The 20,506-nt window shown below is 73.4% G+C and carries 16 protein-coding genes and 1 pseudogene; 6 read left to right on the top strand and 11 right to left on the bottom strand.

Annotated features, from left to right (window positions below; translation table 11 throughout):
* From CCN44_RS23155 to CCN44_RS23180, 6 genes are all read right to left on the bottom strand, one after another.
* The coding region (locus CCN44_RS23155; RefSeq protein ID WP_158103139.1) for a universal stress protein at positions 1 to 214 on the bottom strand (214 nt) is incomplete at its 3' end.
* 177 nt (positions 215 to 391) lie between these two features.
* Positions 392 to 634 carry a DUF397 domain-containing protein gene (locus CCN44_RS23160; RefSeq protein WP_059247453.1) on the bottom strand — a complete coding sequence of 81 codons (243 nt, stop codon included), beginning with the start codon at positions 632 to 634 and terminating at the stop codon, positions 392 to 394.
* Positions 635 to 751: 117 nt separating this feature from the next.
* Positions 752 to 1,918 (bottom strand): thiolase domain-containing protein, encoded by a 1,167-nt coding sequence (locus tag CCN44_RS23165; RefSeq protein WP_059247454.1) that lies wholly within the window; start codon positions 1,916 to 1,918, stop codon positions 752 to 754.
* Positions 1,915 to 2,985 (bottom strand): thiolase domain-containing protein, encoded by a 1,071-nt coding sequence (locus CCN44_RS23170; RefSeq protein ID WP_059247455.1) that lies wholly within the window; start codon positions 2,983 to 2,985, stop codon positions 1,915 to 1,917. Before CCN44_RS23170 ends, CCN44_RS23165 begins: the two co-directional genes overlap by 4 nt.
* Positions 2,982 to 3,950, bottom strand: a complete 969-nt coding sequence (locus CCN44_RS23175) for a Zn-ribbon domain-containing OB-fold protein (RefSeq protein ID WP_086699181.1) — start codon at positions 3,948 to 3,950, stop codon at positions 2,982 to 2,984. Before CCN44_RS23175 ends, CCN44_RS23170 begins: the two co-directional genes overlap by 4 nt.
* A gap of 183 nt (positions 3,951 to 4,133) precedes the next feature.
* The gene (locus CCN44_RS23180; RefSeq protein WP_086699183.1) at positions 4,134 to 4,934 is read right to left on the bottom strand and encodes a crotonase/enoyl-CoA hydratase family protein; all 801 of its coding nucleotides are present in this window, start codon (positions 4,932 to 4,934) and stop codon (positions 4,134 to 4,136) included.
* A 189-nt stretch (positions 4,935 to 5,123) separates the two neighbouring features.
* Between CCN44_RS23180 and CCN44_RS23185 the strand changes: the two genes are divergently transcribed.
* Together CCN44_RS23185 and CCN44_RS23190 are read left to right on the top strand one after the other, a co-directional pair.
* A complete protein-coding gene (locus CCN44_RS23185; protein ID WP_086699185.1) occupies positions 5,124 to 6,740 on the top strand; it encodes an acyl-CoA synthetase in 1,617 nt (538 codons plus the stop codon).
* A 166-nt stretch (positions 6,741 to 6,906) separates the two neighbouring features.
* A complete protein-coding gene (locus CCN44_RS23190; protein ID WP_086699188.1) occupies positions 6,907 to 8,664 on the top strand; it encodes an alkaline phosphatase family protein in 1,758 nt (585 codons plus the stop codon).
* A 6-nt stretch (positions 8,665 to 8,670) separates the two neighbouring features.
* Here CCN44_RS23190 and CCN44_RS23195 read toward each other — a convergent pair.
* Positions 8,671 to 9,524 (bottom strand): annotated as a pseudogene (locus CCN44_RS23195) (alpha/beta fold hydrolase).
* Positions 9,525 to 9,768: 244 nt separating this feature from the next.
* Between CCN44_RS23195 and paaK the strand changes: the two are divergent.
* Both paaK and CCN44_RS23205 read left to right on the top strand, forming a co-directional pair.
* The gene (gene paaK, locus CCN44_RS23200; protein ID WP_086699190.1) at positions 9,769 to 11,079 is read left to right on the top strand and encodes a phenylacetate--CoA ligase PaaK; all 1,311 of its coding nucleotides are present in this window, start codon (positions 9,769 to 9,771) and stop codon (positions 11,077 to 11,079) included.
* Between the two features lie 206 nt (positions 11,080 to 11,285).
* The gene (locus CCN44_RS23205; protein WP_059247460.1) at positions 11,286 to 11,618 is read left to right on the top strand and encodes an ArsR/SmtB family transcription factor; all 333 of its coding nucleotides are present in this window, start codon (positions 11,286 to 11,288) and stop codon (positions 11,616 to 11,618) included.
* Positions 11,619 to 11,700: 82 nt separating this feature from the next.
* Here the strand turns inward: CCN44_RS23205 and CCN44_RS23210 are convergent, their stop codons facing one another.
* On the bottom strand, positions 11,701 to 12,048 hold the full coding sequence (locus CCN44_RS23210; protein WP_059247461.1) for a hypothetical protein: 348 nt from the start codon (positions 12,046 to 12,048) through the stop codon (positions 11,701 to 11,703).
* A 681-nt stretch (positions 12,049 to 12,729) separates the two neighbouring features.
* On the opposite strand from CCN44_RS23210, the gene CCN44_RS23215 reads away from it, so the two are divergent.
* Positions 12,730 to 13,611, top strand: coding sequence for a TIGR03620 family F420-dependent LLM class oxidoreductase (locus tag CCN44_RS23215; RefSeq protein WP_086699193.1), 882 nt, complete (start codon positions 12,730 to 12,732; stop codon positions 13,609 to 13,611).
* Here the strand turns inward: CCN44_RS23215 and CCN44_RS23220 are convergent.
* Entirely contained in the window at positions 13,601 to 15,118 is a 1,518-nt protein-coding gene (locus CCN44_RS23220) for an acyl-CoA synthetase (protein WP_086699196.1), read from the bottom strand. The genes CCN44_RS23215 and CCN44_RS23220 overlap by 11 nt on opposite strands.
* 113 nt (positions 15,119 to 15,231) lie before the next feature.
* Here CCN44_RS23220 and CCN44_RS23225 point away from each other — a divergent pair, with 113 nt between their 5' ends.
* A complete protein-coding gene (locus CCN44_RS23225; protein ID WP_208639819.1) occupies positions 15,232 to 17,640 on the top strand; it encodes a penicillin acylase family protein in 2,409 nt (802 codons plus the stop codon).
* Positions 17,641 to 17,680: 40 nt separating this feature from the next.
* Here CCN44_RS23225 and CCN44_RS23230 read toward each other — a convergent pair whose 3' ends face one another.
* Both CCN44_RS23230 and CCN44_RS23235 read right to left on the bottom strand, forming a co-directional pair.
* Positions 17,681 to 19,243: an acyl-CoA synthetase gene (locus tag CCN44_RS23230; protein ID WP_059247465.1), complete on the bottom strand. Its 1,563-nt coding sequence runs from the start codon at positions 19,241 to 19,243 to the stop codon at positions 17,681 to 17,683.
* A complete protein-coding gene (locus CCN44_RS23235; RefSeq protein WP_059247466.1) occupies positions 19,240 to 20,352 on the bottom strand; it encodes an NAD(P)H-dependent flavin oxidoreductase in 1,113 nt (370 codons plus the stop codon). The genes CCN44_RS23230 and CCN44_RS23235 overlap by 4 nt, the downstream gene beginning before the upstream one ends.
* Positions 20,353 to 20,506: the final 154 nt, after the last annotated feature.

Consider the following 20,506-nt stretch of genomic DNA (forward strand, 5'->3'; position numbering starts at 1 on the left):
CGAGCCGGGTGCGCACCTCGTCGAGCACCGGGTCGCCCTCCGCCTCGGGCGGCCCCGCGACCAGGACGTCGGCCTGGCCCCAGGCGGCGTACTGCCGTACGTGCACCACCCGCAGCGGTGCCGCGCGGCGGCGGGCGGCGTCCAGGGCCCAGTCCAGGGCACGCAGGCTGTCCGTGGAACCGTCGACCGCGGCGATGACCGGCGCAGCGCTCATCCTTCTCACCTCCGGAACGCGAGCTTCCCCCCTTGCTGGGGCCAGCCTCGCTCAGGTTCGGCCCCGGCAGGGCGCTGCCGGTCGCGTGTCCGGAAATCCGGCCGCGACACCCCCGGTTCAGGTGAGGTCCGGGGGCGGCTCCGGGTCGGAGCGGCGGGTGAAGGCGTCGGGGGCGGCTCAGGTGAGGTCGAACTCGCCCTCGCGCGCGCCGGAGACGAAGGCGCCCCATTCCGCGGGGGTGAAGATCAGGGACGGGCTCTCCGGCCGGCCGCTGTTGCGCATCGCGATGAAGCCCTCGACAAAGGCGATCTGGACATCGCCCAGACCTCGGCTGCTGGACTGCCACTCGGCCTTGCTGAGATCCAGCTCCGGCTTGTCCCAGCCCACGAGCGGCTGCTGCTGGGTGGTGCTCTCGGCCACGTCCGTGCTCCTCCCGGTTCGTCGTCCGCGGGTCAGCCTAGCGACCGGTTGCTACGGCGGACAGGGCATGCGGGGACGATCTTCGCGGAGTCCGGCCGGACCCCTCCGGCCGGAGCGTCAGGAGCCGGGGGGCGCCGAGCCCACGAGCCACATGGCGAAGAACTGCGAGCCGCCGCCGTAGGCGTGTCCGAGCACCCGGCGGGCCCCGTCCACCTGGTGTGCTCCGGCCTGGCCGCGCACCTGGAGGGCGGCCTCGGCGAAGCGGATCATGCCGGAGGCGCCGATGGGGTTGGTGGACAGCACCCCGCCGGACATGTTGACGGGCAGGTCGCCGTCGAGTGCGGTCACCCCGGACTCGGTGAGTTTCCAGCCCTCGCCCTCCGCGGCGAAGCCCAGGTTCTCCAGCCACATGGGCTCGTACCACGAGAACGGCACGTAGATCTCGGCGGCGTCGATGTCCCGGCGCGGGTCGGTGATGCCGGCCTGCCGGTAGACGTCGGCGGCGCAGTCCTTGCCGGCCTGCGGGGAGACGAAGTCCTTGCCGGCGAACAGGGTGGGTTCGCTGCGCATGGCGCCGCCGAGCAGCCACGCGGGCGGCCGGGGGGCGCGGGCGGCCCCGGCGCGGTCGGTGAGGACCATCGCGCAGGCGCCGTCGGAGGACGGGCAGGTCTCGGAGTAGCGAATGGGGTCCCACAACATGGGTGACGCCACCACCTTTTCCAGGGTGATGTCGTGTTCGTGGAGGTGGGCGTAGGGGTTCTTGAGGGCGTTGCGCCGGTCCTTGTAGGCGACGAGGGCGCCGACGGTGTCGGGGGCGCCGCTGCGCCGCATGTAGGCGCGCACATGCGGGGCGAAGAAGCCGCCGGCTCCGGCGAGCAGCGGCTGCTGGAAGGGGATGGGCAGGGACAGGCCCCACATGGCGTTGGACTCGGACTGTTTTTCGAAGGCGAGGGTCAGCACCGTGCCGTGGACGCGGGCGGCGACCAGGCCCGCGGCGACGAGCGCGGTGGACCCGCCGACGGAGCCGGCGGTGTGCACCCGCAGCATGGGTTTGCCGACCGCGCCGAGCGCGTCGGCGAGGTACAGCTCGGGCATCATCACGCCCTCGAAGAAGTCGGGCGCCTTGCCGATGACGACGGCGTCGACGTCGGCCCACGTCAGTTCGGCGTCGTCGAGCGCGCGCCCGGCGGCCTCCCGGACGAGTCCGGCGATGGACACGTCCCGGCGGGCGGCCACGTGCCTGGTCTGGCCGATCCCGACGACGGCGACGGGTTCCTTGCTCATCGTGGCTCCCCTTCGAGTACGGCGACCAGGTTCTGTTGCAGACAGGGGCCGGAGGTCGCGTGGGCGAGGGCGCGGTCGGAGGCGCCGCGGTGGATGCGGGCGGCGGCCTCGCCGATGCGGATGAGCCCGGCGGCCATGACGGGGTTGGCGGCGAGGGCGCCGCCGGAGGGGTTGACGCACACGCTGTCGTCCAGGCGGAGGGCCCTGCGCAGGATCACTTCCTGGGCGGTGAACGGCGCGTGCAACTCGGCGGTGTCGACGGGCCGTTCGAAGGCGCCGGCGTTTTCTGCGGCGAGCCGGGCGGAGGGGGAGTCGGTGAGGTCGCGGACGCCCAGGGCGTGGGCCTCGATGCGGTGGTCGACGCCCCGGATCCAGGCGGGCCGCGGGCACAGCTGTCGGGCGCGCTCCCCCGCCGCGAGGATCACCGCGGCGGCGCCGTCGCCGACGGGCGGGCAGTCGCCGGTGCGCAGCGGCCGGACCACGTAGTCGCCCTGCGGTACGTCGCCCTTGAGCTGGGCGTGCGGGTTGGCGGTGGCGGCGGTCCTGCTGCGGGCGCCGACGGCGGCGAGCGCGGGTTCGTCGGTATGTCCGGCGTCCATGAGGGCCTGTGCCTGGAGGGCGGCGAGGGCTATGGCGTCGGGCCACAGGGGGGCGAGGTAGTACGGGTCGAGCTGGCGGGTGAGCACGTCCCGCACGGAGCCGGGTGAGCACTTGCCGTAGGCGTAGACGAGCGCGGTGTCGGCGTCCCCGGTGAGCAGCTTGGTCCAGGCCTCGTACAGTGCCCAGGCGCCGTCCATCTCGACGTGCGACTCGGAGATCGGCGGCCAGGCGCCGACGCCGTCGAGGGCGAGGGTGAAGGAGAAGGCGCGGCCGGCGAGGTAGTCGCTGGAGCCGGAGCAGGTGAAGCCGATGTCGGAGGTCTTCAGTCCGGTCCGCGCCAGCACCTCGTGCAGGACCGGCATGAGCATCTCGACCTCGGAGGACTCCGCGGTGGTGCGCCGGTGGTCGGTCTGCGCGAAGGCGACGACGGCGATGTCGCGGGGGCCGGGGGCTTCCTCGCTGGTCACAGCAGCTCCTTGTACGTCTCGTAGGCCGCGTCGGGTTCGCCGGTGGGCCGGTAGTGGTCGGGGTAGCGGGCGCCTTCGGTCCACACCGGTGCCACGCGCAGGCCCATGCGCACCTGGTCGTAGGGGATGCCGCCGATGCGGGCGTGCAGGGCGAGGTCGGCGCCGTCCAGGGCGATGTGCGCGTAGACGTACGGCACCTCGATGTCGAGGTTCTTCGCCTTGATGTTGACGATGCAGAAGGTGGTGACTGTGCCGCGGGGACCCACCTCGACCTGTTCGGCTGTGGCGACGCCACATGTGGGGCACGCACCCCTCGGCGGGACGTAGACCTTGCGGCAGGACGGGCAGCGTTCGCCGACGGTACGCCGTGCGGAGAGGGCCTCGATGTAGGCGGACTGGGCACGGCCGGGCGAGTAGGTGTAGTCCAGGCGGGCGGGGGCGACGATGCCGGTGATCGGGTCGCCGAACACGCCGCTGTGACCGCCCGCCGGGACGGACTTCCCCGTGGCCCCGGGCTCCCCCGCTTCGCCGTCGTACGGTTCGAAGCAGGCGATGTCGGTGATGGCGCCGGTGCGCTCCTCGGCCCAGCGGACGCGGACGCGCATGCCGGTGCGGACGGCGTCGGGGCCGGGGGCGTCGAGGGCGTGCAGCAGGGCGGTGTCGGCGCCGTCGAGCCGGACCAGGACCCAGGCGAAGGGAGTGGTGAGGGGCTGGCCGCGGCGGGGGGCGTGGTTCCAGGCCCAGGTGGTGACGGTGCCCGTGGGGGTGACCTCCACCAGGTCGCGGATCTCCTCGGCGGTGACGGGGTCGTACTCGACGGGCGGGACGAGGGTGCGGTCGTCGGTGGTGCGCACGCCGAGGACGACGCGTTCGCGCAGTCCGGTGAGGAAGGCGCTCTGGACGGGGCCGAGGGAGCGGGTGAAGGGGAACTCGACCACGAGGGGAGCGGAGAGGACGTCGGGCATCGGGGCTCGCCTCCTTCGAGGACCGGCGCTCGTGGAGTGTGCGGGAGCCGGCCGAGCGGGTTCGGTGGGTCGCGCCCGAAGGGGCACGGGGAACTGCGCGGCCGGCCGAGGCCGGCCCGCGGCGTCGCGGACGGCGTCTGCCGGCCCCGGCGGAGCGTCACGCGCGCTTGCAGACGGGTGGCGTCACGCGCGCTTGTAGACGGGTGGCCGCTTCTCGGCGAAGGCGCGGGTGCCCTCCTTGGCGTCGGCGGTGCCGAAGACGGGGCGGCCGCGGGCGAGTTCGGCGGCGAGGCCGTCCGTCTCGGTCATCTCGGCGGTCTCGTACACCGACGCCTTGACGGCCTCCACGGCGAGCGGGCCGCAGGCGTTGATCCGGTCCGCGATCTCCAGGGCCTCGGCGAGGGCGGTGCCGTCGGGGACGACATGCCCGATCAGGCCGATGCCGGCGGCTTCCCGGGCGCTGTAGGGGCGTCCGGTGAGGAGCATCTCCAGGGCGTGGGTGCGCGGGATCTGGCGCTGGAGGCGGACGGTGGAGCCGCCGATCGGGAACAGGCCGTGCCGGACCTCGAACAGGCCGAAGGTCGCGGACTCGCCCGCGACCCGGATGTCGGTGCCCTGGAGGATCTCGGTGCCGCCCGCCACGCAGTGGCCCTCGACGGCGGCGATCACGGGTTTGCGGGGGCGGTGGTGGCGCAGCATCGCCTTCCAGTGCAGGTCGGGATCGGCCTTGAGCCGGTCGCGGTGGTGCTGCCCCTGCATGCGGTCGCCGGCCAGCGCCTTGAGGTCCATGCCGGCGCAGAACGTGCCACCGGCGCCGGTGAGCACGATCGAGCGGACCGTGTCGTCCGCGTCGGCCTCCAGCCAGCCGTCGTAGAGGCCGACGAGCATCGCCAGTGAGAGCGCGTTCCTGGCGTCGGGCCGGTTGAGCGTGAGCACCAGTGTGGCGCCTTCCCGCTGCACGGTGAGGTGTTCCGTCCCCTTCATGGGCCATCTCCCCTCGGTCGGAACGAGAACAGGTTGCAGGAGGCGAGGGTGCACTTCAAGGGTTTTCTGACAGTCAGTCAGATTTTCCGGTGGGGGACCTTCACAGTTGCCGCGCCCTTTGCTCTGATGACCGGCGAACCGACGGAGGCGCCTCTCGTCGGCAGGACGTGCCGGGGTCAGGAGGAAGCGGTGGAGTACAACCTTGCCGACCTGTTCGAGTCGGTCGTCGACGTGGTGCCGGACCGCGAGGCGCTCGTGTACCTCGACCATCCCGGCACGGGCGCGGAGCGCAGGCTGACGTACGCCGAGCTGGACGCCGCCGCCAACCGCGTCGCGCACCACCTGATCGACAGCGGCGTCCGGCCCGGCGAGCATCTCGGCCTGCACCTGTACAACGGGGTCGAGTACCTCCAGACGGTGCTGGCCTGCCTGAAGGCCAGGATCGTCCCGGTGAACGTCAACTACCGCTATGTCGAGGACGAGTTGGTGTACCTCTACCGGGACGCGGACCTGGTCGCGCTGGTCTTCGACGCGGAGTTCGAGGAGCGGGTGGCGGGGGCGCTGCCGCGGGCGCCGAAGCTGCGGCATCTGCTGCGGGTGGGGACGCCGGCCGCGGCGGCGGTGCCCGGGGCGGTGCCGTTCACCGAGGCGGAGGCCGCCGGGTCGCCCGGGCGGGGTTTCCCGCCGCGCTCCGGGGACGACCAGTTCATCATCTACACCGGTGGTACGACGGGCATGCCCAAGGGCGTGATGTGGCGTCAGGAGGATCTGTTCTTCGCGGGGCTGGGCGGCGGGGCGCCGACCGGGGAGCCGGTGAAGGCACCGGAGGAGCTGGCCCAGCGGGTCGCCGCGAGCGGCGCCGGGATCACCTTCTTCCCCACTCCCCCGCTGATGCACGGCACGTCGACGCTCACCGCGTTCATCGGTTTCCACTTCGGCCAGCGCGTCGTCCTGCACCGCAAGTTCGTGCCGGAGGAGGTGCTGCGGACCGTCGAGCGGGAGAGGGTCACCAGCATGTCCCTGGTCGGCGACGCGATGCTCCGGCCGCTGGTCGACGCGCTCGGCGGGCCGCTGAAGGGCACGGACTGCTCGGCGCTGTTCAGCGTCTCGTCGTCGGGCGCGATCATGTCGGAGACGGTGCGCCGGCAGTTCCGCGAGCTGCTCCCGAACGCGCTGCTGCTGAACAACTTCGGCTCCTCCGAGTCCGGCTTCAACGGCACCGCGACCGAGGACGCGGGGCCCGAGCGCGGCTTCCGCGTCCGGGTCAACTCCCGTACCCGGGTGGTGGATCCGGAGACGCACGAGCCGGTGGCCCCCGGCGAGGTGGGCCGGGTCGCGCAGTGCGGCCATGTGCCGCTCGGCTACTACAACGACCCGGTGAAATCCGCGGCGACGTTCTTCGAGAAGGGCGGGCGGCGCTGGGTGCTGCTCGGCGACATGGCGACGGTCGACGCGGACGGCGTGGTCACCGTCCTGGGCCGGGGTTCGCAGTGCATCAACACGGGCGGCGAGAAGGTGTACCCGGAGGAGGTCGAGCAGGCGCTCAAGGCACATCCGGACGTGTACGACGCCTTGGTCGCCGGGGTGCCGGACCCGAGGTGGGGCCACCAGGTGGCGGCCGTGGTGCAGCTGCGCCCCGGCGCGCCGCGCCCCTCGCTCGCCGCCATCCAGGACCACTGCCGTACCCGCCTGGCCGGGTACAAGGTTCCCCGCCGGCTGGTGATCACCGATGCCGTCCAGCGGTCGCCGAGCGGCAAGGCCGACTACCGGTGGGCGCGCGAGGTGGCGGCGGCGGAGCAGGCGTGACCCGGGGTGTCCCAGGCCGTCGACACCGCCCCCGGTGATTACTCTGTGCGCATAGTCGAGCCGTTCACTGACGCGCAGTGACGACCGGCGGGACGGGTGACGGCCGCTGCCGTGCGTGCCCGGCCCGTCGCCTGCGGCTCCGGGCCCCGCACGGAAGGACCTTCGGGTGTCTCACCTCACGCCTGGTCGCCTGCCGGACGGCACGGCGGAACCCGACACGGGCGCCTCGGCGGCCGAAGGCTCCGCCGCGCGGCGGGAGCCGGGGGGTCCCGGGCGGTCCGGCCGGTTCCGCCGGCGGTATCCCCGCGGCGCGCGGTGCGCGGCCGCGGGCGCGACGGTGCTCGCCGCCGCTCTCCTGCTGGGCGCGGTGCTGCTGCCGGACCGGCTGGAGAACCTCGCTCCGGGCGCGTTCCTGCGCCTGCCGGCCGAGGGCATCGCGCTCGCCGCCCTGCTGCTCGTGCTGCCGCCCCGGGCGAGGCCGGTGTGCGCCGCCGGCGGCGGCTTCCTGATCGGGCTGCTCGCCCTGCTCAAGGGGCTCGACATGGGGTTCCACGAGGTTCTGCTGCGCCCGTTCGACCCGGTGCTGGACTGGGGCCTGCTGGGCAACGCGGCGGACTATCTGCGCGAGACGTCCGGCCGGACCGGCGAACTGCTGGCCGCCACCGGGGCCGTCACCGGCGCGCTCGCCGTCCTCGCCCTGACCACGCTGGCGGCGCTGCGGCTGACGACGGTGCTGACCCGTCACCGCCGGCACGCGGTCCGTGTCACGCTGGTGCTGGCCCTCGCGTGGCTCATCTGCGTCACGCTCGACCTGCGCGCCGGCGGCGTCCCGGTCGCGGCCAGGACCGACGCGGACCTCGTCGGCGAGCGCGTCCCGCAGATCCGCGCGTCCCTCGCGGACGCGCGCGTCTTCCGCCGCCAGGCCGCCCGCGACGCCTTCGCGCACACCCCGCCCGACCGGCTGCTGACCGGACTGCGCGGCAAGGACGTGCTGTTCACCTTCATCGAGAGCTACGGCCGCTCGGCGATCGAGGACCCCGCGACGGCGCCGCGGATCGGCGCGGTCCTGCACGAGAGCACGGCCGCGCTCCGGGCGGCCGGGTTCGGGGCGCGCAGCGGCTGGCTGCGCTCGCCGGTGACGGGCGGCGGGAGCTGGCTGGCCCACGCGACCTTCCGCTCCGGGCTGTGGATCAGCAATCAGCAGCGGTTCCGCACCCTCACCTCCAGCGACCGGACCACCCTCACCGGCGCCTTCCGCACGGCGGGCGCCTGGCGGACGGTCGGCATCATGCCGGGGGTGGGGCGAGCCTGGCCGGAGGGCGCCTTCTTCGGCCTGGACCATGTCCACGACCGGGCCCGCCTCGGCTACCACGGCCCGGGGTTCGGCTGGTCGCAGGTGCCGGACCAGTTCACCCTGGAGGCCTTCCGGCGGCTGGAGTTCGGGCGGCGGGGCCGGGGCCCGCTGATGGCGGAGATCATCCTGACCTCCAGCCACCACCCGTGGGCGCCGGTGCCCCGGATGACGGACTGGCGGACCCTGGGCGACGGCTCGGTGTTCCGCCGCATCCGCAAGGGCGGCGCGAGCGCCGAGGAGGTGTGGAGGAGCCCGGAGAGCGTGCGGGCCGGGTACCGGGACGCGATCGAGTACTCGCTGCGCAGCGTCGTCGGCTTCCTCCGGCGCTACGGCGACGAGCACACCGTCCTGGTCTTCCTCGGCGACCACCAGCCCGTCCCGGAGGTCACCCGGAACAGCCCCCGCAAGGACGTGCCCGTGACGATCGTCGCCCACGACCCGAAGGTGCTGGAGCGGATCTCCGGCTGGGGGTGGACGGAGGGACTGAAACCGGCCGCGGACGTCCCCGTCTGGCCGATGGACGCCTTCCGGGACCGGTTCCTGACGGCCTACGGCCCCCAGCCGGGCTGAGGACCCTCACCGGTCGAGGAAGGCGAGCGTACGGCGCACGAACCGCTCCGGGTCGTCCAGCCAGGGGTAGTGGCCGGCGCCGGGCTGGACGGCGCACTCGGCGTCGGGGAAGGCCTCGGCGGTGCGGCGGGCGAGGGCGGGGCACGGACCGCCGTCGGCCTCTCCGGCGTACACGAGGACCGGCCGGTCAGGGCGGCCGGGGCGGTCCGGGTCGCGTCCGGGGCTAGGGCTCCCTCGGCGAAGCAGCGCTCGCCCGCCTCGTCGTCGGTCTGGTACGGCTCGGCGTCCGCGTGGGCCCGGGCGGTGGCGTCCCAGCGGCCGTGGAAGAACGGCAGGAACACGTCGTCGGACTCCGCCTCGCCCGCGAGCCACGCCCGGAAGGCGGGGAACGCCTGCGCGAACCAGGGCTCGCCGGCGCGCAGCCGGGCCGCGGCCAGCCGGTCCTCGGGCGTGGCGCGCAGGCCCAGGGCGGACGGGTTGGGGGTGATGAGCACCAGCCGTCGTATCCGGTGCGGGTACCGGGCCGCGCAGAGCATCGCCAGGGCCGCGCCCGCCGAGTGGGCGGCCAGATCCATGTGTTCCAGACCCATGTGCTCCAGACCCATGTGTTCCAGACTCATGTGGGCCCGCCACAGCTCCACGTCCTCGACCATCGGGTCACAGCGGTACGTCGCCGGATCCGCCGGCACCGGTGCCCCACAGGCCGAGCAGGGCCGGCCGGCGGTGTGCGGTCAGACCGCCGAGCGCCCCTAGGTAGGCGGAGGCGCGCATGGGGCCCCGGGCACCACGGCGAGCGGCTCACCCGCACCCCGCAGGTGGTGGGCGAACCGGGTGCCGTCGGCCGCGGTGAAGGTCGGCATGACGCCGATCACCCGGCGCGGACCCCGCGGGCACGCAACGCCTTCGCCCCCTCACGGCTCCGCTCCCGTCTCTCCGCTCCCGTCTCCGCTCACGGGACTCGTCCCACGCGCAGGGAAGATCTCACGCGCAGGGAAAATCTCCGCCGCCCTCTTGCCTCGGCCCGCGTGGCCTGAATTACTGACCCCTACGGAACGACCGAATGATCGGTCGGCAAGCTGTGCTGCTGGTGAGGGAGACGTCGCGATGGCGGATGTGACGGACCTGCTCGACGCGGGCGAACGGCTCGGGGCCGAGGAGCTGCGGGCGCTGCAACTGGAGCGGCTGCGTGCCACACTGCGGCACGCGTACGCGCACGTGCCGTTCTACCGGGAGTCCTTCGACAAGGCCGGCGTCCGCCCGGAGGACTGCCGTTCGCTCGCCGACCTGGCCCGCTTCCCCTTCACCACCAAGGCCGACCTCCGGGAGAACTACCCGTACGGCATGTTCGCCGTACCCCGGGAGCGGATCCGCCGGCTGCACGCCTCCAGCGGCACCACGGGCCGCCCCACGGTGGTCGGCTACACCGACAACGACCTGTCCATGTGGGCCGACATGGTGGCGCGGTCGATCAGGGCGGCCGGCGGCCGGCCGGGCGACGTCGTGCATGTGGCGTACGGCTACGGTCTGTTCACCGGCGGCCTGGGCGCCCACTACGGTGCCGAGCGCCTCGGCTGTACGGTCGTCCCCGCCTCCGGCGGCATGACGGCCCGCCAGGTGCAGCTGATCCAGGACCTGAAGCCGTCGGTCATCATGGTGACCCCGTCCTACATGCTCACACTGCTGGACGAGTTCGAGCGGCAGGGCGTGGATCCGCGCGGCACCTCGCTGCGGGTGGGGATCTTCGGGGCCGAGCCCTGGACCGAGCGGATGCGGCGGGAGATCGAGGGACGGTTCGCGATCGACGCCGTCGACATCTACGGCCTGTCCGAGGTGATCGGTCCGGGTGTGGCCCAGGAGTGCGCGGAGACCAAGGACGGCCTCCATGTGTGGGAGGACCACTTCTACCCGGAGATCGTGGATCCGATCACGGGCGAGGTGCTGCCGGAGGGCGAGCGGGGCGAGCTGGTGTTCACCTCGCTGACCAAGGAGGCCATGCCGATCGTCCGGTACCGGACGCGGGATCTGACGCGACTGCTGCCGGGCACGGCCCGGGCGTTCCGGAGGATGGAGAAGATCACCGGGCGCAGTGACGACATGGTCATCCTGCGCGGGGTCAATCTGTTCCCGACCCAGGTCGAGGAGATCGTGCTGCGCACGCCCGGTGTGGCGCCGCACTTCCAGCTGCGGCTGACCCGGGAGGGCCGGCTGGACGCGCTGACGATCCGGGCCGAGGCCCGCCCCGACGCGTCCCCCGAGGTGCGGGAGGCGGCGGCCCGGGCCATCGTCGCCGCGGTCAAGGACGGCATCGGCGTCTCGGTCGGCGTGGAGATCGTGGAGCCCGGGTCGCTGGAGCGGTCGGTCGGCAAGATCCGCCGCATCGTGGACCTGCGACCGCGCGACACCGGACGGGGCTAGGCGGTCCGCGCCGGAGGCCCGGGCCGGCGCCGGCCGCCGAGAAGGGGACCGTGATGCGGACGTGTACGTCGACGCCTTCCGGCCGCCGAGGCATCCGGGCCGGGTGCCTCGGCGGCGGTGCGCGACCGTGCGCCGGAGTGATGCCTTCGCGCGCCGTCGCATCGACGTACCTCGAAACGTCGGCAGCCTGCCTATACTCCGGAACCATGACCGACACCGCCCCCACCCCGGACCCGGACCTGGTCAACGCGCTGCGGGCGCTGTCCAACCCGATGCGGCTGCAGATGCTGCGATGGCTGCGCGAGCCGGAGCGGCACTTCCCGATGGAGGCGGCCATCGCCGATCCGGCCGAGGTGGGTGTGTGCGTGAGCCATATCCAGGCCAAGGCCGGGCTGGCACAGTCGACGGTGTCGGCCTATATGGCGGAACTCCAGCGCGCGGGTCTGGTCCGCGCGACCCGGGTGGGCAAGTGGACCCACTACAAGCGGGACGAGCGGCGCATCGCCGACCTCGTCGCGGAGCTGGGGCAGACGCTCTAGACCGCTGCGCCGGGCCGCCGGGCCCGGTCATGGCGCGGGCCTCGCGCCTTCGGAGGGCACCCCGCGCCATCGGAAGGGCCGGTCAGTAGAAGAGGACCGACCGGACCTTGAGGCGCTCGCTGCCGTAGCCGGTCCTCGGGCGCAGCGTGAAGGAGTCGCCGGTGCAGTCCGGCTCCGTGAAGACCACGGCGCGCGCGTCGGTGCGGTTGCGCGGCGAGTGGGCCGGCGACGTGGCGGCCGGGCCCGCCACCTCCGGCAACGTGACGCACTCCCCGCTCTCCGGGTCCTCCAGCACCGCGATCTGCGGCGCGCCGTCCAGGCCGGTGTAGGTGTACTGGAACGATCCGTCCGCGGCGGAGGCGGAGGCGGGGACGGTCAGGACCAGGGCGAGGGCGCCGAAGGCGGCGACCGCGGCGGTGCGGAGACGCATGGAACGGGTGTCCCTTCACGAGGAGCGGCAAGGTGCGGGAGTCATCCTTACCGAGGCCGGGCCGCCCGGTGCGGTGCGCCTGCCGCCGAATCGATCTTGCCTCACCCGAACGGTCCAGCCGCCTCCCGGGCCCCCGTTCGGGGCGGGACACCGACCGTCGTCGCACGGCGGACTGCGCCACGCCCTCAAGAGGCCGGCCCCCGCCCGTGCCGGCGACGCGGCAGCGGATGAGGGCCCGGTCGGGCCCGCCGGCACGGCACGGCCCCACCCGGCGACAGAGGGCTGCCCCGCCCGAGAGCGGCGGCTCATGGGCCATCCGGCGGAGGACAGAAAAAGGACGCCATGGCGACGGACCGGACAGTGAACGCCCTTCCGGCCGGGAGGTCCTGGCCGGGCGGGTCGACGCCTGACCGGCCTTCAGGCGGCCACCGGACCGGGTGGCAGCACAGCAATGCGAGCGCATCCACATCGGCTCGGCCGCCTGCACGACGCCAGGGCGGCGGGGCTGGCCGACGCGGCGGCGCTGTTCAGGGGGCACACCTGGCCCGGCGGCGCGCCCCGCCCTCCGGTCGGCACCGCTTGCGCATCACATCGAAGATCTGCGATATTTCGAATCGACGAAGCAAGCATCCGTGGACCGACGCGTCGCGCGGTCGGTCCGTCCTGCGAGGGGGCACACCGATGGACCTCGGCACGTTCGGGATCTACACCTTCGACTTCGAGCACCAGCCGGCCGCGCTGATCCGGGACTCCGTCCGGCAGCTGGAGGACCTGGGCTGGCGGGCGCTGTGGATCCCCGAGGCGCTCGGCCGGGACGCGTTCACGCACGCCGGGCTGCTGCTCTCCGCCGGCCGGCGGCTGACCGTCGTCAACGGCATCGCCCGGATCTGGTCCCGGGAGGCCCGCTGGACGAAGGGCGCCGCCACGCTGCTCGCGGACGCCTACCCGGGCCGGCACGTGCTGGGCCTCGGCTTCGGCGGTGAGCCCCGGCCGGGCGTCAAGCCGCTGGCCGCCATGGCGGCCTACCTGGACGAGCTGGACACCCTGGAGACGCCCAACCCCGGCCCGGCGACGCCCGTGCGGCGTCTGCTGGCCGCGTACGGGCCGAAGATGCTGGAGCTGGCCCGCGACCGCGCCGACGGCGCCCACACCTACCACGTGAGCACGGCCCACACCGCGCAGGCCCGGGAGATCCTCGGCCCGGGCGCCTTCCTGGCCGTGGAGCACGCCGTGCTGTTCGAGTCCGACCCGGTCAAGGCCCGCGCCCTCGCGCGCGAGCACCTGCACGGCTACCTGGCGACGCCGTACAACCTCGCGAAGTTCCGGCGGCTGGGCTACACGGACGACGACCTCTCCGGCGGCGGCAGCGACCGCTTCGTGGACGACCTGGTGTTCTGGGGCGACCCGGACACCGTCGTACGGAAGCTGCGCGGCCACCTCGACGCGGGCGCCGACCACGTCGCCGTGCAGGTGATCGGGGTCGAGCCCGGCGCATCGGCACTGCCGTACTGGCGCCTGCTGGCCGAGGCGCTGCTGCCGGAGCGGGCCCCGGTCAGCGGCTGAAGCGGTCGCGCAGCTCGCGTTTGAGGATCTTGCCGCTGGCGTTGCGCGGCAACTCGGCCGCGAACACCACCCGTTTGGGCGCCTTGAACGGTGCGAGCCGCTCCTTCACATGCGCGATGAGCTGCTCCCCCAGCTCCTCCAGCTCCTCCCCCGCCACCTCGCCGCGCGGGACGACGACCGCCGTGACGGCCTCGATCCACCGCTCGTCGGGCAGCCCGATCACCGCGGCCTCCGCGACCGCCTCATGGCTGTACAGGGCGTCCTCGACCTGGCGCGAAGCCACCAGCACACCGCCGGAGTTGATGACGTCCTTCACCCGGTCGACGATGGTGAAGTAGCCCTCGGCGTCCCGGACCGCGAGATCCCCCGAGCGGAACCAGCCGTCGCGGAAGGCCTCGGCGGTCTCCTCCGGCTTGTCCCAGTAGCCCTCGCACAACTGCGGTGAGCGGTAGACGATCTCGCCGGGCGTGCCGGCGGGGACGTCCTCGCCGTTCTCGTCGACGACCCGGGCGTCGACGAACAGCACGGGACGGCCGCAGGAGTCCATCCGGCCTTCGTGCTCCTCGGGTGCCAGGACGGTGGCCAGCGGGCCGATCTCGCTCTGGCCGAAGCAGTTGTAGAAGCCGAGCCCCGGCAGCCGCTCGCGCAGGCGCTCCAGGACCGGCACCGGCATGACCGACGCGCCGTAGTAGGCCTTGCGCAGCCCGGACAGGTCCCGGGTCGCGAAGTCCGGGCGCCCCGCCAGGCCGACCCAGACCGTCGGCGGGGCGAACAGGCTGTCCACGCGGCCCGCCTCGATCAGGTCGAAGAGCCGGTCGCCGTCGGGCCCGTCGAGGATCAGGTTGGTGGCCCCGACCGCCAGGTAGGGCAGCAGGAAGACGTGCATCTGCGCGGAGTGGTACAGCGGCAGGGAGTGCGCGGGGCGGTCGCCGGCGCTGAGGTCGAGGGCGGTGATCGCGCTCAGGTACTCGTGCACCAGGGCGCGGTGCGTCATCATCGCGCCCTTGGGGAGCGCGGTGGTCCCCGAGGTGTAGAGCAGTTGCACCAGGTCCTCGGTGCGCGGCTCGGGGCCGTCGTACGGGGGTGCCGTGGCGAGCCGGGCCAGGAGGGAGTCCGCGGTGTCGCGCAGGGGGAGCGTGCGGACGCCGTCGGGGAGCCGGTCCGCGAGACCGGGGTCGGCGAGGACCAGGGAGCTGCCGGACTGGGCGACGAGGTACGCGAGGTCGTCGCCGGCCAAGTGCTGGTTGACCGGCACGTGCACGAGGCCGGCGCGGGCGCAGGCCAGAAAGCCGATCAGATACGCGTCCGAGTTGTGGCCGTAGGAGCCCACCCGGTCGCCGGCGGCGAGCCCCTGGGCGAGCAGGACGCTCGCCGCGCGGGAGACGGCCGCGTCCAGTTCCTCGTACGTCCACGCGCGGTCGCCGTACTCGACCGCGATGCGCGCCGGGGTGCGCCGGGCGCTGCGCCGCAGCACCCCGTCAACCGTGCTGCCCTGTCCCTGCGTCATGACTCATGATCCTCGGTCCGCCGCCGGGGCGGGTCAAGCACCCGGGAGCCCCGGACACATACCGGTTGGTACGCTCAACCGCTCCTTCCCTCAATGATGTTGGGAGGCACCACGTGCACCACCGCTTCAGAGGACTGGCCGTCGGGGCCGTCGCCCTGCTCACCGTCTCGACCGCGCTGCCGGCCGCCGCGGCCGAGCCGCCCGGCCGCCAGGAACACCCCGCGCGCGGCGGTCTGTCGGCCGTCGTCCGCTACACCGAGTACGGCATCCCCCACATACGCGCCGAGAGCTACGCGGACCTCGGCTTCGGCACCGGGTGGGCGCAGGCCGCCGACCAGGTGTGCGTCCTCGCCGACGGTTTCGTGACCGTGCGCGGTGAACGCTCGCGCTTCTTCGGGCCGGCCGGGAGGACCGACGGCTCGCTGTCCTCCGCCGGCGACAACCTCTCCAGCGACCTGTACTTCCGGGGCGTCCGGCAGGCGGGCACGGTGGAGAAGCTGCTCGCCGAACCGGCTCCGCGGGGACCGAGCCGGCAGGCCAAGGACCTGATGCGGGGCTACGCGGCGGGGTACAACACCTGGCTGCGGCAGCACCGGACCACCGACCCGGCCTGCAAGGGCGCCCCCTGGGTGCGCCCGGTCACCACGCTGGACGTGGCCGCCCGCTTCTACGCCCTCTCCGTGATCGGCGGCCAGGGCGGCGCCGTGGACGACATCACCGCGGCCCAGCCGCCCGCCGCGCGGCCCGGGGGCGGCGGACGCGCGCCGGACGCCCGGGCACTGATCCGGGCCGTGCGCGAGCGGGCCGCGGACGCGGACATGGGCTCGAACGCGGTCGCCTTCGCCGGCGGCACCACGGCGAACGGCCGCGGCCTGCTGCTGGGCAATCCGCACTACCCCTGGCAGGGCGGACGCCGGTTCTGGCAGGTGCAGCAGACCATCCCGGGCGAGCTGGACGTCGCCGGTGCCGCGCTGCTCGGCTCGCCGACCGTCTCCATCGGCTACAACTCCCGGGTGGCGTGGAGCCACACGGTCTCCACCGGGGTGCCGTACAACCTGACCCAGCTGACCCTGGATCCGGCCGATCCCACCGTCTACCTGGTCGACGGCCGGCCGGAACGGATGACGCGGCGGACCGTGACGGTCGCGGTCAAGGACGGCCCGCCGGTCACCCGCACCCAGTGGTGGACCCGCTACGGCCCGGTCGTCGCCGCCGACGACGGCAGCCTCCCGCTGCCCTGGACCACCACGACGGCGTTCGCGCTGAACGACCCGAACGCCGCCAACCTGCGGTTCGCCGACACCTCGCTCGGTTTCGGCAAGGCGCGCGACACGGCGGGCGTCCTCGCCTCCCTCGGCCGGCACCAGGGCATGCCCTGGGTGAACACCGTCGCCGCGGACTCCTCGGGACACACCCTGTTCACCCAGTCGCAGGTGCTGCCCCGGATCACGGACGACCTGGCGGCGCGCTGCTCCACGGATCTCGGCAGGGCCACCTACCCGGCGGCGGGCCTCGCGGTCCTCGACGGCTCCCGCGGCACCTGCGCCCTCGGCCGTGACGCCGACGCGGTGCAGCCGGGGATCTTCGGTCCGGCGCGCATGCCGACGCTGAAGGACGCCCCGTACGCGGAGAACTCCAACGACAGCGCCTGGCTGGCCAATGCCGACCGGCCGCTCACCGGGTACGAGCGGATCTTCGGCACCATCGGCACCGCGCGCTCACCGCGCACCCGCGGGGCGATCGACGCCGTGGCGGCGATGGCGGAGCGCGGCTCCCTGACCGTGCGGGACCTTCAGCGGCAGCAGTTCGCGAACCGGGTGACCGTGGGCGAGCTGGCGGCCGAGGACGCGGCGCGGGCCTGCGCCGCGCTGCCCGGCGGCGTCGCCAGGAACAAGGACGGCGCGCAGGTCGACGTCTCCGCCGCGTGCCCGGTGCTCGCGGCCTGGGACCGCACCGCCGGCACCGGCAGCCGCGGAGCGCTGCTCTTCGACCGCTTCTGGCGGCGGATCGGCGCGCTGGTGCCGAACGCCCAGCGCTGGAAGGTGCCGTTCTCGGCGGCGGACCCGGCCCACACCCCGCACACGCTCAACACCGAGGCCCCGGGCTTCACCACGGCCCTCGCGGACGCGGTGACCGAACTGCGGGCGGCCGGCATCGAGCTGGACTCCCCGCTCGGGAAGCACCAGTTCGTGGTGCGGGACGGCCGGCGGCTGCCGATTCCGGGCGGTACGGAGGCCCTGGGCGTGTGGAACAAGGTGGAGCCGGTGTGGGACCCGGCGCACGGCGGCTACACGGAGGTGACGATGGGGTCCAGCCACATCCAGGCGGTGGGCTGGGACGGCAGCGGCTGTCCGGTGGCGCGCACCCTCCTGACGTACTCCCAGTCCTCGAACCCGAACTCGCCGCACTCCAGCGACCAGACCCGGTTGTTCTCCCGGGAGCGGTGGGTGACACCGCGCTTCTGCGAGAAGGACATCCTGTCCTCCCCCGCGCTCAAGGTCGTCCACGTGCACGGACGCTGAACTGTGGTCCCGTCCCCCATGGGGCGGGACCACACCACTCTCATACGGGACGTGTACGTCCCTTCCAGTACGGGTCCCGCAGCCGCCGCTTGTACAGCTTGCCGTTGGGATCGCGGGGCATCTCGGCGATGAAGTCGACGCTCTTGGGCCGCTTGTACCCGGCGAGCCGCCCGGCGCAGTGGTCGAGGAGGGCGGCGGCCAGCTCGGGGCCGGGCTCGTGCCCCGGGGCCGGTTCCACCACGGCCTTGACCTCCTCGCCCCAGTCGTCGTGCGGGATGCCGAAGACGGCGGCGTCGGCGACGGCGGGATGGGCGAGCAGGGCGGACTCGATCTCGGCCGGGTAGATGTTCACCCCGCCGGAGATGATCATGTCGATCTTGCGGTCGCGGAGGAAGAGGTAGCCGTCCTCGTCCAGGTGGCCGAGGTCGCCGACGGTGAAGAAGTCGCCGATGCGGTTCTTCCTCGTCTTGGCGTCGTCCTTGTGGTACGAGAAGCCGCCGGTGTTCATCTTCAGGTAGACGGTGCCGAGTTCGCCGGGCGGCAGCCGCCTGCCGTCCTCGTCGAAGATCGCGAGTTCGCTGATGGGCCAGGCCTTGCCGACGGTGCCGGGTTTCTTCAGCCAGTCCTCGGCGGTGGCGAAGGCCCCGCCGCCCTCGCTGGCGGCGTAGTACTCCTCCACGCAGTGGCCCCACCAGTCGATCATCGCGCGTTTCACGTGGTCGGGGCAGGGCGCCGCGCCGTGGATGGCGTGCCGCAGGGACGAGACGTCGTAGCGGGCCCTGATGTCGTCCGGGAGGGCCAGCAGCCGGTGGAACTGGGTCGGGACCATATGGGTGTGGGTGCACCGGTGGGCGTCGATCAGGCGCAGCATCTCCTCGGGCGTCCACTTGTCCATCAGCACCAGGCGGTGCCCGATGTGGAGGGAGGCGCCCGCGAACTGGAGCACGGCGGTGTGGTACAGCGGTGAGCAGACGAGGTGCACGTTGTCGTCGTACGGCTTGATACCGAAGATGCCGAGGAAGCCGCCGAGGTAGGCCTCCTCGGGGCGCTTGCCGGGCAGCGGCCGGCGGATGCCGCGGGGGCGGCCGGTCGTGCCCGAGGTGTAGTTCATGACCCAGCCCAGCTCCCGGTCCTCGGGCGCCGACCCGGGCTGCCCGTCGAGGAGTTCGGCGTACGGCCGGAAACCCGCGACCGGGCCGACGGCGTACCGGTGGCTCGCGGGCAGCCCGGCCTCGTCGGCGGCCTCGCGGGCGGGGCCGGCGAACCGCTCGTGGGCGATGAGCACCTTGGCGCCGGAGTCGGCGACGATCCAGGCGATCTCCGGGCCCACGAAGTGGTGGTTGACGGGCACGAGGTAGAGACCGGCCTGGCTGGCGGCGAGGTACGCGGTGAAGAACTCGGCGCCGTTGGGCAGGACGACGGCGAAGGCGTCCCCCCGCCGGAGGCCGGCGGCGCGCAGGCCGTGGACGAGACGGTTGGCGGCGGCGTGCAGCCGGCCGGCGGTCCACCGGGTGCCGTCCGGCTCGATCAGGACCGTACGGCCGGGGTCCCGGGCGGCCTGGGCCCAGAAACCGGCGGGGGGTGTGCTCGCGGGCGCGCTCACGACCGGCCGCTCCTTCCGGCGATGCGGTTGATGCGGTCCACGGCCTGCTCGAAGCCGCGGGTGAGGTCGTCGAAGACGGCCTGGACGCTGCGTTCGGCGGTCATCCGGCCGACGATCTGGCCGACGGGGGTGCCGAGCAGCGGTTCGACCTCGTACTTCTGGATGCGGGAGACGGCCTCGGCGACCAGCAGGCCCTGGAGGGGCATGGGCAGGGTGCCGGGGCCGGCCGGGTCGTCCCAGGCGTCGGTCCAGGCGGTGCGGAGCTGGCGGGCGGGTTTCCCGGTCAGGGCGCGGGAGCGGACGGTGTCCCCGGACCCGGCGGCGAGCAGCTTGCGAGTGAGGGCGGGCGAGTGCAGGTCCGCTTCTGTGGTGGTCAGCCATATGGAGCCCAGCCACACACCTTGGGCACCGAGTGTGAGGGCGGCTGCTACCTGCGGGCCGCTGCCGATGCCGCCCGCGGCCAGGACGGGCAGCGGGTCGACGGCCGCGACGATCTCGGGGGTGAGCACCATGGTGGCGATCTCGCCGGTGTGGCCGCCGGCCTCGTAGCCCTGGGCCACGACGATGTCGATGCCCGCCTCCTGGTGCTTGCGGGCGTGCCGGGCGCTGCCGGCGAGGGCGGCGACGAGGACGTCCCGGTCGTGGGCGCGGGTGACGACGTCGGCGGGCGGGGAGCCGAGGGCGTTGGCCAGCAGTCTGATCGGATAGTCGAAGGCGACGTCGAGCTGGGTGCGGGCGACCTGCTCCATCCAGCCGGTGATGCGCCATCCGGGGGCCTCGCCCTCGGCCAGTTCCGGCACCCCGTGGGCGGCGAGGGTGTCCCGCACGAACCGGCGGTGCTCCTCCGGGATCATCGCCTCGACGTCGGCCTCGCTGACGCCCTCGACCTTCTTGGCGGGCATGACCACGTCGAGCCCGTAGGGCCGGCCGCCGGCGTGTGCGTCGAGCCAGTCGAGGTCGCGCTTGAGGTCGTCGGGGGCGGTGTAGCGGACCGCGCCGAGCACGCCGAAGCCGCCGGCCCGGCTGATGGCCGCGGCGACGGCGGGGAACGGCGTGAAGCCGAAGACGGCGTGCTCGATTCCCAGTGTCCTGCTCAGCTCCGTCTGCATGGGCGCAGGATGCCGCAGCCGACCGGACGACGGAAGAGGCTTTCTGATGGTCCGTCAGTTTTTTCGCGAGGCCACGCGCCCCGTTGACACACTCCCCTCCTGACAGGAAAGTTTCACGGTGCAGGGCAAGCCCCGAAAGATACTTTCAGAGGGA

The organism is Streptomyces tricolor (assembly GCF_002155905.1).
GTDB lineage: Bacteria > Actinomycetota > Actinomycetes > Streptomycetales > Streptomycetaceae > Streptomyces > Streptomyces tricolor.